Here is a 14,976-nt window from a genome sequence, read left to right on the forward strand (position 1 = left end):
GCCGCCTTCCGCCGGGAGGTCGTCGCGGATGTCTCCGCCGGCAGGGCCCTGGCCGCCTGTCGCGCGTACGGGGTCCGCCTCCTGGTCGTCGCCGTCGGCGGGGTCGCGGTGACCGGCGTCGGCGGGGAGGTTCGCGGCGGCCGGGCAGCCGGCCCCGGCCGTGAGGGCGTCCGTCCCTCATGTCCTCGCCCGGCCCGGACCGGGGTGGAGCAGCGGGTGCTCGTGTTCGACCACCGCTGCCAGGCGCGGCAGCATCCGGCGGTGACGGAGCTGGAGCAGCGCGTCGACCAGGGTGTTGTGCAGGGCGCCGGCCGCGCCGCGCAGGGGGTGCTCGTCCACGATCACCAGGGTCTGGTCGCCCCAGGGCCGGATGTCGAGCGCGATGCGGGCCGATCCCAGAGGGTTGTGGGCCTCCAGTTCCAGGTGGCGCGGGGGTTCGAAGCGGCGGACCACCGTGTGGCCGTCGGCCCGCCGCCGCCCCGGAAGGGCGAGGGTGTAGGTGAGGGTGGAGCCGACCTCCGGCCAGTCGCCGGAACCGGGGGCGGAGTCCTGGGTGCCGACCACCCAGTCGGCGTAACGGGCCGGGTTCGACAACACCGTCCACACGGCGGCGAGGTCGCGGCCGATCAGCTGATGGCGGATCGCCATGGGATGCTCCGTCCTCGGATAGTCGGCCGGGCTGCCCCGAGTCGGCCACCCGCGTTCACGGTGCGCGACGAGGGTGAGCCCCTCAGGTCCGGGATGGGATCTGCGGCCGAGATTCCTGATGGTCGTCGGGGCCCGGCGGATCTGCCGGCGGGTTCGCGGGTGTCACCGGGCGGCGATGCCCAGCAGCTCCGTGCGCCGCGCGGCCTGAGCCCGCCTGGACCAGTGACTCCCCAGGCGGGAAGCGCGGCCCGCCGCCCGACGCGGAGCCCGCGGGTCACCCGGCGCCACCGGGCCGGCAGGTCCGCCGAGGGCCGCCCCGCGGCCTCCCGCCCGCAGGGGCCAGTGCCGTCGGGCACAACGCCGGGCGCACGGTTGTCCTCGGGCGGTCGAGATGGTTACGCGTCCACGCGGCGCGGCCAGTGGCCACCGGCCGCTCTTCCAACCCGCGCGAGGGCGCACCGCGCGCCAGTCGCCCTTCCCGCATCGTCTCATCGACGTGGACGGTGCGCAGAGCGTGCGGCCCTCCGTTCGCCTCGGGGCCTTCCCCTCCGATGGGTGTCCGGGGCCCCCGGGCCACACCGACGCGCGGTGAAGTCGCCCCCCGGCGCGTCGAGGCCGCCCCCGGCCCCCGGGAGGGCGCGTGTCGGGGGCGGCCCCACGGGGACATGGGTCCCTCGAAGCCGGTGCTCGCCCCTGGCGGAGCGTTCGGGGCGGCCGGCTGCCGGGGAGGTGTGCCCGGCACCGGGGCGACGCCGGGAGGGGTGGCGCCCCGTGACCGAGGCACGGTCGTGCGGGTGGGCTCGGCGCCCGCCCGCCTGGCGCGGCATTCCCCTCCAGAGCGCCCGCTCCGGCTTCCGGCACGCCGTCCGGGTCAGGGCAGGGGGGTGCCGCCGGTCGCGTTGACGACCTCGCCGGTGATGTAGCTCGCCCGGGGGGAAGCGAGGAAGACGAACGCCGGTGCCATCTCCGCGGGCTGCGCGGGGCGGCCGAGCGGGGACTGCTTCCCGAACTCGACGGTGTCGGGGAGCGTGGCGGGGATCAACGGGGTCCAGACGGGGCCGGGGGCGACCGCGTTGACGCGGACGCCGTCCTTGGCGAGCATCTGGGCCAGCCCCTGGGTGAACGTGACGATCGCGCCCTTCGTCATGGCGTAGTCGAGCAGGTGCGGGCTGGGTTTGTAGGCCTGGACGGAGGCGGTGTTGATGATGCTGCCGCCCTTCGGGATGTGCGGCAGCGCCTTCTTGGAGAGCCAGAACATGCCGTAGAGATTGGTGCGCACCACCCGGTCGAACTGCTCCGTGGTGATGGCCGAGATGCCGTCGGGCTGGGACATCTGGTAGGCGGCGTTGTTGACGAGAACGTCGATCCGGCCGAACTCCCCCACCGCCTGGTCGATCAGCGCCTGGCAGGCGTCCTCGTCCCGGATGTCACACTCCACCGCCACCGCCCGTCGGCCCGCGTCCTGGACGAGCTCCGCCGTACGGCCCGCTTCCCGCTGTTCCTCCGCGAGATGGGTGAAGACGATGTCGGCGCCCTCGCGGGCGTAGGCGAGGGCGACGGCCCGCCCGATCCCGGAGTCCCCGCCCGTGATCACCGCGACCCGGTCCGCGAGGACGCCGTGCCCTTCGTAGGAGTTCTCGCCGTGATCGGGTGGGGGGTCCATCGGGCCGGTCCACCCCGGATGTCGCTGGTCCTGGTCGGGGAAATCCGGCTGTGGGTGTCGGGTGACCGGGTCGGAGGGCTCGTCTGCCATGGCTCGGTACCTCCAGAAATGGCTGCGGGCACGGGGCCCGGTGGTCAGCGCGGGGGGTAGGGCGACTGGTTCAGCAGCTTCGCGAGGTGCGCGGCGTTGAGGGCCAGCTCCCGGGTGGTCTGGGTGACGGCCTCGGGGGTTTCGTCGAGGTCCTGGTAGTCGGTGCCCTGCTGGGCCTCGCCCACCCAGTAGGTCACCGCACCGGGGGCGAGGGTGAAGCCGAGGTCGTTCAGGCCCTGGAAGAGTTCGGCGCTGACGTGGTGGGCGCCGTCCTCGTTTCCGACGACGGCGACCAGGCCGACCTTGCCGTAGGGGAGCTGGCGGCCGTGGTCGTCGGTCTCGGAGATGTCGGCGTTGAGACGCTCCAGGACGCGCTGGGCGAGGCTGGAGGGGTGGCCGAGCCAGATCGGTGTGGACAGCAACAGGATGTCGGCGGCCAGGACCTTCTCCCGTAGCCCGGGCCAGGCGTCCCCGTCGCCCAGGTCGACGGCCACACCGGTTCGCACATCGTGGTCGGCGACCCGTACCACCTCTCCCGCCACGCCCAGGCCCTTGAGTTCCTCCATCACCTGGCGGGCCAGGAGTTCGCTGCTGGAGGGGTCGGGGGACGGGGTGAGTGTGCACACCAGGGCCAGCGCACGGGACATGATCACAACCTCCGGGCATCGGGTGACATGGCTACAGCCTGCCCGGGTGGGTGCCCACACCGCGCGGTGTGGGCACCCACCCGGCGGTACTCACGCGGTGCCGCGCCATCCGCCCGTGGCCGTGCCGCGGTCCTCGATGAACGCCTTGAACCGCTCCAGGTCGCCCTTGGCACGGTGGCGGACGAAGCCGAGCTTGTCGCCGACGGAGTCGGCGATCCCGGACGGGTCGTGGTCCAGCTGGAGCATCACCTTCGTCCGGGCGTCGTCCAGGCGGTGGAAGGTGACCACCCCGGCCTGCCGCACCTCGCCCTGGACAGTGGTCCAGGCGATCCGTTCGTCGGGCTGCTGCTCGGTGATCTCCGCGTCGAACTCGCGGCGGACCCCGCCGACCTCGGTCACCCAGTGGGTGAGGGTTTCGGTGCGCTGCTCGATCCGCTCGACACCCTGCATGAACCTCGGGAAGTCCTCGAACTGGGTCCACTGGTTGTAGACGGTGCTCAGGGGGACGGCGACCTCGACGGATTCCTCGATCTTCGACACGTTCGACTCCGTTCCGGCTTGTACGGGTCCCTTGCGGGCTGATGACGCTCCGACTACCCAGCCCGCCGCCCGTGACACAGGCCGGTCCGGGTGCGTGATCCGCCGCTTCCCGGGCACGCGCGCACGGGACACAGGGGGCCGCCACCTGGCCTTTCGCGGTCGCGTCCAGGCCGGCCGCCCCCTCGGAGAGCAGGACATCGCCACCGCGACGGCAGGAGTACGTCATGCCCCGAGGTTCCGGTAGCGAGAGGGAATGCCGGTACGAGCACGTCAAGGAGTCCACGCGCAAGCGCGGGGGCCCACCCGGCCGGGCACGGAGACCGCCGTCCGAAGCGTCCACGCGGAACGTGCCCGCTCCGGCGGGTCGAGGGGCGCGAGCCGCACCTCCGCCCGCGAGCCGAAGTCCGCCTCCCCGCGAGGCGGCCAGCGCTCCCACCCCGGATCCCGGCCGTGTCGACGTCCAGGTAACGGGCCGGCTCCGCCACCGAACCGGCCCGGGCCACCCTGATGGCCCGCGCCCGCTGAGGAAACCCCGGGGCCTGCCGTACTCCCGCCCCCGGCGCCACCCGGGGCCTGGTACCGGGCGTCGTGCCGACGCGGCGCGCGTTCCCGGTGACCGGACCGGGGCCAGGCGTCGGGAGCCAGGACCGACCGAGGCGGCCACGCCACCGCCAATGCCACGCCTCGGGTCACACCACGTCGTCCCCTGTCCGCCGTGGTTGGCCCGAACGAGTACCTCGGCGGGCCGCCTGCGGCGATGCGGCGCCCCGCGCCCGGCCCCATCCGGATGACTGGGCCGCGCACCCACCGCCGGGGCCGGCGGCAGGGCCAGCTGACACGGCGCAGGACCGAGAGGACAGTCATGGAACGGTCGGTGGACCGGATCGCGTCCCCCTGGGGCACCCGTACCCCGTACGGCCGGCACGGGCGGTGGCCGGTGCGGGTGGACAGCTTCTTGGCCGACGGCGTCGAGCCGCACAGGGTGGAGAGGTGGGTGCAGGCCGCGTCCCTGCTGCACTCCGACGGCGACGCCATGGACATCGCTGTGGCAGGTGGGCGGATGGTGGGGGTGCGGGGCCGGGCGACGGACCGGGTGAACCTGGGCCGGCTGGGCCCCAAGGACCTGTTCGCCTGGCAGGCGAACGCCGCGTCCGACCGGCTGACCCGGCCGCTGATCCGTACCGGCGGCAAGCTCGTCGAGTGCGACTGGGACACCGCCATGGGACACGTCGCCGCCCACTCCCGCGCCCTGCTGGCGGACCACGGCCCGGGCTCCATCGGCTTCTACACCAGCGGGCAGCTGTACCTGGAGGAGTACTACACCCTGGCCGTCCTGGCCCGGGCCGGTATCGGCACCAACCATCTCGACGGCAACACCCGCATGTGCACGGCCACCGCCGCCGAGGCGTTGAAGGAGTCGTTCGGCTGCGACGGCCAGCCCGGCAGCTTCGACGACTTCGACCACGCCGATGTGCTCGCCCTGTTCGGGCACAACATCGCCGAGACCCAGCCCGTGCAGTGGATGCGCATCCTGGACCGGCTGGAAGGCGCGGACCCGCCCGATCTGGTCTGCGTCGACCCGCGCCCCACCCCCGTCGCCCGCCGGGCGACCGTCCATCTGGCCCCCAGGGCCGGAACGAACGTGGCGCTGCTGAACGCCCTGCTCCACGAGATCATCCGCACCGGGCGCACCGACCCGCGCTACATCGCCGCGCACACGGTCGGCTTCGACCAGCTGGCCGAGCGGGTCAGGGAGTGCACTCCGGCGTGGGCGGCGGCCATCTGCGACGTCCCCGCCGCCCGCATCACCGAGGCGGCCCGCCTCCTGGGGCGGGCCCGGCGGCTCACCTCCACTGTGCTCCAGGGCGTCTACCAGTCCCACCAGGCCACGGCCGCGGCGGTCCAGGTCAACAACCTTCATCTGATCCGGGGCATGCTGGGGCGACCGGGCGCCGGGGTGCTCCAGATGAACGGCCAGCCCACCGCGCAGAACACCCGCGAGTGCGGCGCCAACGGGGACCTCCCCGGCTTCCGCAACTGGCAGAACGACGCCCACATCGCCGATCTCGCCAGGGTGTGGAACGTCGAACCGTCGACGATCCCCCATTTCGCGCCGTCCACCCACGCCATGCAGATGTTCCGCTACGCCGAGCAGGGCTCGATCCGCTTGCTGTGGATCAGTGGCACCAACCCCGCCGTGTCACTGCCCGAACTCGCCCGCGTCCGCCGAATCCTCGCCCGGGAACACCTCCTCACCGTCGTACAGGACCTGTTCCTCACCGAGACCGCCCAACTGGCCGACGTGGTGCTGCCCGCCGCGACCTGGGGTGAGAAGACCGGCACCTTCACCAACGCCGACCGCACCGTCCACCTCGCCGAGCAGGCCGTCGCACCCCCGGGAGACGCCCGGCCGGACCTGGACATCTTCCTCGACTACGCGGCGCGGATGGACTTCCGTGACAGGGACGGCCACCCGCTGATCGGCTGGCATGACCCCGAGTCCGCGTGCGAGGCGTGGAAACGGTGCGGCGCCGGACGCCCCTGCGACTACACCGGTCTCACCTACGACAAACTCCGCGGCGGCACCGGCGTCCAGTGGCCGTGCGACGACCGCGCGCCGGAGGGAACCGCACGCCTCTACACCAACGGCGTCACCTGGGCCCACCCCGAGGACTGCGAGTCCTACGGCAAGGATGTGGTCACCGGAGCGGCCGACAGTGCCGACGACTACCGCGCCCGCAACCCGGAGGGAAAGGCCGTCATCAAGGCCGCCGAGTATCTGCCGCCGCACGAGGAACCGTCTTTGGAGTATCCCTTCCAACTCACCACCGGACGCACGGTCTACCACTTCCACACCCGCACCAAGACGGGACGGACCCCGCAGCTGAACGCGGCCGCCCCCGACGTATGGGTGGAGATCTCCGCCAGTGACGCCGACGCGCGGGATCTGCGCGAGGGCGACCTCGTCGAGGTCACCACACCTCGTGGCGCCCTCCGGGGACGGCTGCGGATCACCGACATCCGCACCGGACTGCTGTTCGTGCCCTTCCACTACGGCTACTTCGATACCCCCGCGGGCCGTGGCCCAGACGCCCGGACCCCACCCCGGGCCGCGAACGAGACCACCGTCACCGACTGGGACCCCGTGTCCAAACAGCCCCTGTTCAAAACGGCCGCAGCCACCCTCACCCTGCTCGAACGCGGCGACGGAACCCCCACGTCCGCCCCGACGACCACGGCATCCGCCCCCGCCCGGCCCACCGGGAACCACCACACCGCTGGCGGACGCGCCGCCCTCGTCACCGAGGCCGTCCACACCACCCCGCACCGCGAGGAGGGCACCCCGTCGTGAACCGCGTCAGCGCCGTCCTGCGCGCACTGCACCACGGCGAACAGCACCTGGCGCGGGAACTGGTCACCGTCGCCGACCGACACTCCGGCGAGCACGAAGTCCACCACGTCGCCCGCGACCTCGCCGTCTGGTCCCGCGAACACGCCCGCCGCCTGGCCGAGGCCACGGGCGAAGAACACCCCCGAGCTCCCGGCCACGGCCTCTTCGCACCCCTCACGACCACCCCCGAAGCCGGGCGGCCCCGGGAACCCGGGCTGCTCCTGCTGCACGACCTCGGCGCGCTGCACCTCACCGCCACGAGGAACTCCCTGTACTGGCAGGTCATCGCCCAGGCCGCCCAGGCGACACGGGACGAGAGGCTGCTCGACCTGGCCTCCACATGCCACCCACGGACCCTCCGGCAGATCCGCTGGACCACCACCATGATCAAAAACCTGGCGCCCCAGATCCTCACCAGCACCTAGAGCACACCCTGGCGCCACCCGGCCCACGAGGGCTGGGCACCGCCCCACCCCGCGACGCCCGCCAGCCGAGAAGCCCGGGCCGGGCACGGGGCCGGCTGTTCCCAGAGGGCCGGGCAGAGCAGCCCAGTGACGACATTCGACGCGGTCAGATGTGTTGCCGCAGACCGTATGTGGCGCTGCCGAAGCTCCGCGCCACGACAGCACACACCGCCGGGGCGACCGTCGGAGAAGGGCCTTTCACCGCTGTCCGGGCCTTTCCTGATTTACGCGGCAGAAAAGTCCCTGAGAACTCCCTCGGACAGCGCGGAAAGTCCCTGAAAAGTCCCTGGGGAATTCCCGGTGAACGAGGATCGGACCGGAGCCTCCGCCCGCATCGGCGTGGCATCGCCAGACACCCGTGCCCCTCCGCCCGCCTCGGCGACTCGCCGAGGCGGGCGGACACGAGGTCGATTTCAAGAATCCCTTTCCGTGCGTACGGATCGCCGGACCCGTGAGCGATCCACTGGGTCTTGCTCCCGGGTCTCAGTCAGGGGCAGCGCCGGTTCAGCGGCTGCCGAGCTCTCCCCTGGTGAACCCGTATCGGTGTGCCGCGAGCACAGTGGTGAGTGCGGGGACGAGCAGGGCGAGCGTGACCCAACTCAGCCAGGATGCGTCCAATCCGCTGAGGACGAGGCCCCCGATGATGCCACCACCAGCGATTCCGACGTTCCATCCGGTGGTGAGGAGTGCTTGGGCGACATCGCCGGCGTCGCCTGCCGCTTCGGCGACTGCGGTCTGCAACAGGGTGGAGGTGCCGCCGAACGCGAGCCCCCAGAGCGCCACGCTGGCGTAGACGAGCGCGGGCACGCCGGAGAAGATGCCGAGCAGCAGCGCGCATGCCGCGAACAGCACACACGCGAGGATCATGAGGAGGCGCAGGCACCGATGGACGAGCGCTCCGGCGATCCAGATGCTCACCAGCGACACCAGGCCGAAGGTGAGCAGCACGGCGTCGACTTGACCTGCCATGTCGAGCGGCTTGAGGAACGAGGCGATGTAGGTGTACAGGATGCTGTGCGCGAGCACGAACGTGAGGGTCACGAAGAGCACGGGCGCTACGCCGGGAATGCGAAGGGTACGGGTTAGTGGGAGCCGTGAGCCCTTGGGCTGTCCGGGAAAGTCCGGCACCGCCGCGATGACCCACACGATCAACGCGAGCGTGAGGACGGTCATGATCCCGAACGCGTATCGCCACTCGACGAGCTTGGCCAGAAACGCCGCAGCGGGAACTCCGACGGACAGGGCGACGATTGCGCCCCCCATCGCGATCGCCATGGCCTTGCCGCGCTGATGTGAGGGAACCATCCGTACCGCGTACCCGGCCAACAGCGCCCAGAGCAACCCGCCGACGATGCCGCCGAGGCACCGGGCGGCTAGCGTCAGTGCGAAGTTCCCGGAGAGCGCGGTGACGGTGTTGGCGATCGCGAGTCCTGCGATCGCCACCAGGAGCAGGTGTCGTCGCGGCCAGCCGATCGTCGCCTGGGTGAGCGGGATCGCGGCGAGGATCGCCCCGATCGCGAAGACGGTGACGCTCTGCCCGGCAGTGCTTTCGCTGACACCCAGGTCTCGGCTCATCTCGGGAAGCACCCCGGCGGGCATCGTCTCGGTGAGGAGCGTAATGAACCCGGTGGTGGCCAAAGCCAGAAGACCCGCCAGCGGGAGCCGGGCGTTCGTTATCGAGGAGGATGGCAGAGTCTCTGATCGCGTCATGGCCAAATGATCGAAGGGTGACATTAGTGTGAGGGTCAAATCAGTGTCTGCTGAGTCACACAACGTCAGCCGCAGAGAGCGAGGAGAGGGATATGCGGATCGGCGAGTTGTCGACGCGCACGCGGACTCCGGTGAGATTGCTGCGTTACTACGAGGAGCAGGAACTGATCGCGTCAGATCGACTGCCCAACGGGTACCGGGACTATGAGGAGTACGTCGTCGACCGGGTTCTCCAGGTGCGAGGCTTGCTCGACGCAGGGCTGCCCACACGGATCATCAAGCAGATCCTGCCCTGCCTGAACACCCCCCGCACGATCCACTTGCCCTACGTCACGCCAGACATGGTCGCAACGCTGGAACGCGAACGCGATCGCATGGCCGAGAAAATCGAATGTCTCACCAAGAACCACCAAGCCATCACCGACTACCTCGACGCCGTACGCGTCGATATCCGAGCCTCCTAGGGCCTTTCTGACAAACGGTCTGGGATGGGTTCGCGGAGCCAGAGGATAAGTGAGGCAAGGTGGAGTCCGGCCTTGTAGCGGGTGGCGAGTCTGTCGTAGCGGATGGCGATGCCGCGCCACCCGCTACGACAAGACCGCCCAGTCCTACGAAGCAGCCGTCACCCTCGCACCACTCCTGATGTGGGCGCGACATGTGACGACAGAACCCAACGACCCCGATCCGGCCGACGGCACAGCGCCCTCGAGCGTATGCCGCCGGCCCGCTGGGCCGTTGGTCGGACCGCCTGTCCGATTGATGACCACTGATGCGGTATGGAGCCCATGGCCGAAGATATGACGGGCTCCAGGCGGCACGACTGACCGGATCGAGCGCTCCGGTGACGACATGCGACGTAGTCAGATGTGTTGTCACAGAAGACATCTGGCGCTGCCGGAATTCCGAGCTACAACAGCACGCGCCGTCGGGACGAACGACCCGAGAGGCCCGGAGAACGTTGGTGCGCAGGTGGCGACAGTCCTGGACAAGGGGGGCCGAGGGCTCAGGTAAGCGATGGCTGTACGGCCACCTCACCCACGGCGGTGACGACCGCGGCCGTCAGGTCATCGGGGGCCATCCGTGGGGCGCGCACGCCCCGAGGATTCCCACCTCCGCGAGTGCCCGCCGCTGAGCGGGGGTCGGCCTGGCCGGGAAGTAGAGGTAACAGACGCCACCGGTGCCGCTGACCACCTCGCCCTTCGCGTTGTACCGCTTGGTCCGCAGCCAGATGTTCTCGAACTCCCGGCGTCGGTAGACCCGGCGTACCGCCTCGTTGGTCGCGCTGTTGGGGTCGTTGGCCACCACGTCGCCCTGTGACGTGAAGCCGATGACGGTCATCAGGTGGCCCGCCGTGCCGTATCCGGCGCCGCTCAGCTCGCCCGGCAGGAAGGACTGGGAGGTGATCAGCGGGATGCCGGCGGCGATCAGTGTCTCGGCGTCGGTGAGCGTGTTCAGCCGGGTCACCACGGCGGTCAGGTCGCGGTAGGTGGCCGCGTAGGCGGCGTTGAAGGGCCAGTTGCCGCAGCCCTGGTACTGGTAGTCGTAGGTGAACCGGGCCGCGTGGCAGACCTGTGGGTCGGCGAAGTCGGGGTTGACCCAGGCGAGTTCCTCGCGGCTGGGCCGCCGCCCCCAGTACTCGATGATCATCTGGGACGAGGTGGGGCTGCACCACGCCTCGCCGCCGTTGTCGTACTCCGGGTACTGCCCCTTGTGGATCTCCTGCGAGTAGCGCGGCACGGTCAGCTCGCGACCGGTGCCGACGTCCGGTTCGGAGGCGGGCACGGTGAACCGGTCGGGCACGTTCGAGCCCATCGCGCCCACCCGCCACACCTGGGGCGTGAGCGTGGTGCCCGGGCGCCGGTAGAGCGTCAGCCGCAGCCGGTACGCGGTGATCCGCAGGCCCTCGCCGGCCGGGCCCGCGTCCACGGCCAGCGTGTCGGTGGACACGCTGCTGCGGCCGTCGCCCTGGTCGTCGACGGAGGTGCGCCGGATGTCCTGGTCGCCGGCGGCCCACCGACCCAGCACGTACCAGGGGCTGCGCGCACCGTCGGTGTAGGCCACGCGGGCCTCGACCTGGAGCCAGGTGCCGGCCGGGGTGTGCGCGTTCCAGGAGGCGATGACCTCGTTCGCCGGCGTCGGCAGGGTGTGCGCCGGCCCGGTCCAGGTGGCGTACTCCCAGGGGGCCGTGGTGCCGGTGTGGGGGTCGGTGTACTCGCTGGTGCCGGCCGGGCGGGCGATGTCGATGCCGGGCCGCACCCCGTCCCGGACCCGCACGCCCCGCACCGCGCCCGCGCGCCAGTCCGCGCCGCTCGTCCAGGCCCGGTTGTCCACGGTCGAGCCCGGGTCGCCGCCCGTCGCGCCCGGGCCGCCCGAGCGGGCCGCGCCCCGCGCCGGGGAGACGGCGGCCAGCCCGGCGGTCACGCCGAGCGCGGCGGCCAGGAGGGTACGTCGCGGGGTGAGTCTGCTCATGGTGAAAGGCCCCCAGTCATCTGATGCGACGGCAGGTGCACGACAGGTGGCCCCACTATGACCGCTACGCCTGGCCCAGGCCAGTGACGTGCCGTACGGCGCGTCACCGCGCGGACCGCCCCCGTAGCCGCCGCACGGGCCACGGCGGCCCCGTGGCGGGGTGGGCGCGGTGCCGGATGCCGCTGGCGGGCCCGGCGGGGACGCGGAAGTGGCCCACGGTGGCGTGCCGGGTGCTGGTGGCGGGCGGTGGTGGGCGGGGGCGCGCCCGTAGGGTGGTGCGGTGACCGACCCCGCCACCCCGCTCTCCCACCTCGCCGCGCGCCTGCGCGCCCTGCCGCCGTCGCTGGGGCCGGTGCGGCTGGTCGCGGTGGACGGGCACGCCGGGTCGGGCAAGACGACCTTCGCGGCCCGGCTCGCCACGGCGCTGGGCGGCGCGCCCGTGCTGCACACCGACGACCTGGCCAGCCACGCGGCGCTCTTCGACTGGTCGGCCCGGCTGACCGAACAGGTGCTGCGCCCGCTGGAGCACGGCCGCACCGCGCACTACGCCGTCTACGACTGGCACGCGCGCCACTTCGCCGGCCGACACGCGCTGCCGCCGGACCCGGTGGTGATCGTGGAGGGGGTCGGCGCCGGTCGGCGGGCGCTGCGACCGCGTCTGGCGTGCCTGCTGTGGATGGAGTTGGCGGAGCGTGACTCCTGGCGGCGGGGGCGGCGACGGGACGGCCCGGAGATGGCCGCGTTCTGGAAGGGCTGGGTGCCCGCGGAGCGCGCGCACTTCGCCGCCGACCCCTCCCGCCCGTACGCGGACGCACTGGTCCTCCAGCGCGCCGCGAGCAGCGAGGGGTATCGGGTGCTACCGGGGCCCGGTGGCACTTTCTGACCCTCCACCAGCATCACGCTGCGTAACGAAGGCCGGTCGCGCCGGCGATCGGTCCGACACACCGCGAGACCCGTCCCCCAACTCCGCTTGACCTGGGGGCCATACAGGTCTTACGTTCTCAATGTGCGACTCGTACGGGTCGCCCGCAGACGCGAAGCCCCCGGTTGTTCCCCCGTGATCGGGGGCTTCGTTCTGCCCTCCGCGCTGCGATTTGCGCGCTTTGCGACACTCCGCGCTCACGCTGGGTGACTGTTTCCGGAATCACTCCCCGCACATCGCGTACGGCCGCGGCACCGACCGGATCACGCCCTTCCCGCACGAACAGCCGTGCGCACCCTTCGGTGGGCGCCGTCTTCGCAGGTACGATGCCCAGCAGTGCTGCCGACGGGCGGACGCACTGGCACACTGGCCAATCCCCGGTCAGGGCACGGCGGTTCGGCACAGCGGCGACCGGGCACCCGCCCGGCGCCACACCACGGGGGCTCGGTTTGTGGGGGATGTGATGGATTTCGGCATCCAGGGCTCGCACGCCCCGGCCGAGCTCGCCTGGCTGCGCGGCGTGGACGCGTACACCATGGGCGCCTACCCGCAGGCCGAGGAGGAGTTCCGGACCTCGGTCGAACTCGATCCCGGCATGGCCGACGGCTGGCTCGGCCTGCACGCCCTGCGCGCCGACACCGCGACCGCCCTGCTGCGCATGTACCGCCACCGGGACCGCTTCGGCGAGCAGCGGGCCCGCCACCGACGCTCCCTCAATTCCTGGTACTGGCTCGGCTGGTGGGTGCAGCCCGTGCTGGAGAGCGGCCGTGACCTGCTGCTGGCGCACGCCTCGCACTGGCTCGACGGCCGACACGTCCCCGAACTCGACCGGGCGCTGGCCGGCTGTCCGCCGGTCGAGGCCGACCCGCAGGCCCGGTTCCTGCACGCCTGCCGGGCCTATCTGGTCAAGGACTGGGACCAGCTCGTACGGCACACCGAGCCGCTGCTCCAGGACCCGCTGCTGGGCATCGAGGCGGGGCTGTTCGGCGGCATGGCCCGGGTCCGACTGGAGATGTACGGCCAGGCGGAGCCGCTGCTGTCCGCCGCGCTGATGCGCTGTCGCAGCGAGCAGCCGCAGCGCAAGGAGCTGCGCTACTGGCTGGCGCGCTCCCACGAGGGCATCGGGCGCAGCGCGGCGGCCCTGCCGCTGTACCGGGCGGTGCACCGCATCGACGCGACGTTCATGGACACCGCCGCCCGACTGGCCGCCATCGCGGAGTCCGACGGCTTCGACGACAGCCAGGACCTGGCCCCGGTGTCGCTGGCCGGCGCCGGCCAGGACGTCGTCGACGGGCTCGACGGCGTCGAGGCCGAGCCGGTGCCCAGCGCCGACCCGCCGGAGGGGCGCGAGCCACGCGGCGGCCCCGACGCCCCGCTGGGCGCCGGCCCACGGGCCGCCGACGGGCCGCGCGACCGGCGGGGCGTGCCCGGCCAGGCCGGCGGCGGTCTGCCGGCGGGCCCCGCCGACCCACGGTTGCTGGCCGAGACGCTGCGCGAGCTCGACCGGATGGTGGGCCTGGAGCCGGTCAAGCGGCAGGTGCGGGCGCTGTCCGCGCAGTTACGCATGGCCCAGCTCCGCACCGGCCAGGGCCTGCCAGTGCAGCCGCCCAAGCGACACTTCGTCTTCTCCGGCCCCTCGGGCACCGGCAAGACCACGGTGGCGCGCATCCTGGGGCGGGTCTTCTACGCGCTCGGGCTGCTCGGCGGCGACCACCTCGTGGAGGCCGGCCGGGCCGATCTGGTCGGCGAGTACTTGGGCCAGACGGCGGTCAAGGCCAACGAGCTGATCGACTCGGCGCTGGGCGGGGTGCTCTTCGTGGACGAGGCGTACAGCCTCTCCAACTCGGGCTACACCAAGGGCGACGCCTACGGCGACGAGGCCCTTCAGGTGCTGCTCAAGCGGGCCGAGGACAACCGGGACCGGCTGGTGGTCATCCTCGCCGGCTACCCGGAGGGGATGGACCGGCTGCTGGCCGCCAACCCCGGGCTCGGCTCGCGCTTCACCACCCGGGTGGACTTCCCCAGCTACCGGCCGCAGGAGCTGACCGCCATCGGCGAGGTGCTGGCGGCCGAGAACGGGGACCGCTGGGACGAGGAGGCCGTCGAGGAGCTGCGGAGCATCAGCGGCCACGTCGTGGACCAGGGCTGGATCGACGAGCTGGGCAACGGTCGCTTCCTCCGCACGCTGTACGAGAAGAGCTGCGCCTATCGCGACCTGCGGCTCTCCGGTTGGAGCGGGCTCCCCGACCGTGACGATCTGGCCACCTTGCGGCTGCCGGACCTGATGCAGGCGTACGGCGAGGTCCTCTCCGGCCGTGGCCCGGTCGACCGCGACCGCAAGGACCCGCCGTTCGGCTGAGCCCGCTCCCGGCCGCCGGCCCCGCGCCCCGCCGCGAGCGCCGGAGGTCCGGACGCCCACGGCGGGCGGGTGG

The 14,976-nt window shown here is 72.1% G+C and carries 11 protein-coding genes and 1 pseudogene; 5 read left to right on the plus strand and 7 right to left on the minus strand.

Annotated features, from left to right (window positions below; all coding sequences use genetic code 11):
* Window positions 1–177 precede the first annotated feature (177 nt).
* The 4 genes from ACFVFR_RS01630 to ACFVFR_RS01645 form a co-directional block, all read right to left on the minus strand.
* The gene (locus ACFVFR_RS01630; RefSeq protein WP_383696935.1) at window positions 178–648 is read right to left on the minus strand and encodes an SRPBCC domain-containing protein; all 471 of its coding nucleotides are present in this window, start codon (window positions 646–648) and stop codon (window positions 178–180) included.
* Between the two features lie 871 nt (window positions 649–1,519).
* Entirely contained in the window at window positions 1,520–2,401 is an 882-nt protein-coding gene (locus ACFVFR_RS01635; protein ID WP_383696937.1) for a glucose 1-dehydrogenase, read from the minus strand.
* 44 nt (window positions 2,402–2,445) lie between these two features.
* Window positions 2,446–3,048 (minus strand): flavodoxin family protein, encoded by a 603-nt coding sequence (locus tag ACFVFR_RS01640; RefSeq protein WP_383696940.1) that lies wholly within the window; start codon window positions 3,046–3,048, stop codon window positions 2,446–2,448.
* Window positions 3,049–3,138: 90 nt separating this feature from the next.
* Complete coding sequence (locus tag ACFVFR_RS01645) at window positions 3,139–3,588, minus strand: SRPBCC family protein (protein ID WP_383696943.1); 450 nt, start codon at window positions 3,586–3,588, stop codon at window positions 3,139–3,141.
* A gap of 862 nt (window positions 3,589–4,450) precedes the next feature.
* On the opposite strand from ACFVFR_RS01645, the gene ACFVFR_RS01650 reads away from it, so the two are divergent.
* Both ACFVFR_RS01650 and ACFVFR_RS01655 read left to right on the plus strand, forming a co-directional pair.
* Window positions 4,451–6,940: a molybdopterin oxidoreductase family protein gene (locus ACFVFR_RS01650; RefSeq protein WP_383696946.1), complete on the plus strand. Its 2,490-nt coding sequence runs from the start codon at window positions 4,451–4,453 to the stop codon at window positions 6,938–6,940.
* On the plus strand, window positions 6,937–7,404 hold the full coding sequence (locus ACFVFR_RS01655; protein WP_383696949.1) for a hypothetical protein: 468 nt from the start codon (window positions 6,937–6,939) through the stop codon (window positions 7,402–7,404). The genes ACFVFR_RS01650 and ACFVFR_RS01655 overlap by 4 nt, the downstream gene beginning before the upstream one ends.
* A 543-nt stretch (window positions 7,405–7,947) precedes the next feature.
* Here ACFVFR_RS01655 and ACFVFR_RS01660 read toward each other — a convergent pair.
* On the minus strand, window positions 7,948–9,153 hold the full coding sequence (locus ACFVFR_RS01660) for an MFS transporter (RefSeq protein WP_383696952.1): 1,206 nt from the start codon (window positions 9,151–9,153) through the stop codon (window positions 7,948–7,950).
* Window positions 9,154–9,245: 92 nt separating this feature from the next.
* On the opposite strand from ACFVFR_RS01660, the gene ACFVFR_RS01665 reads away from it, so the two are divergent.
* Window positions 9,246–9,617 carry a MerR family transcriptional regulator gene (locus tag ACFVFR_RS01665; protein ID WP_383696955.1) on the plus strand — a complete coding sequence of 124 codons (372 nt, stop codon included), beginning with the start codon at window positions 9,246–9,248 and terminating at the stop codon, window positions 9,615–9,617.
* On the opposite strand, the pseudogene ACFVFR_RS01670 reads toward ACFVFR_RS01665, so the two are convergent.
* Together ACFVFR_RS01670 and ACFVFR_RS01675 are read right to left on the minus strand one after the other, a co-directional pair.
* Window positions 9,614–9,736, minus strand: a pseudogene (locus tag ACFVFR_RS01670) (IS5/IS1182 family transposase); the annotation flags it as partial. The gene ACFVFR_RS01665 and the pseudogene ACFVFR_RS01670 overlap by 4 nt on opposite strands.
* 476 nt (window positions 9,737–10,212) lie before the next feature.
* On the minus strand, window positions 10,213–11,622 hold the full coding sequence (locus ACFVFR_RS01675) for a peptidase C39 family protein (RefSeq protein WP_383696958.1): 1,410 nt from the start codon (window positions 11,620–11,622) through the stop codon (window positions 10,213–10,215).
* Window positions 11,623–11,902: 280 nt separating this feature from the next.
* Between ACFVFR_RS01675 and ACFVFR_RS01680 the strand changes: the two genes are divergently transcribed.
* Both ACFVFR_RS01680 and ACFVFR_RS01685 read left to right on the plus strand, forming a co-directional pair.
* Window positions 11,903–12,505 carry a uridine kinase gene (locus tag ACFVFR_RS01680; RefSeq protein ID WP_383696960.1) on the plus strand — a complete coding sequence of 201 codons (603 nt, stop codon included), beginning with the start codon at window positions 11,903–11,905 and terminating at the stop codon, window positions 12,503–12,505.
* A 502-nt stretch (window positions 12,506–13,007) separates the two neighbouring features.
* Window positions 13,008–14,903, plus strand: coding sequence for an AAA family ATPase (locus ACFVFR_RS01685; RefSeq protein WP_383696963.1), 1,896 nt, complete (start codon window positions 13,008–13,010; stop codon window positions 14,901–14,903).
* Window positions 14,904–14,976 lie beyond the last annotated feature (73 nt).

It is taken from the genome of Streptomyces sp. NPDC057702 (assembly GCF_042799315.1).
GTDB lineage: Bacteria > Actinomycetota > Actinomycetes > Streptomycetales > Streptomycetaceae > Streptomyces.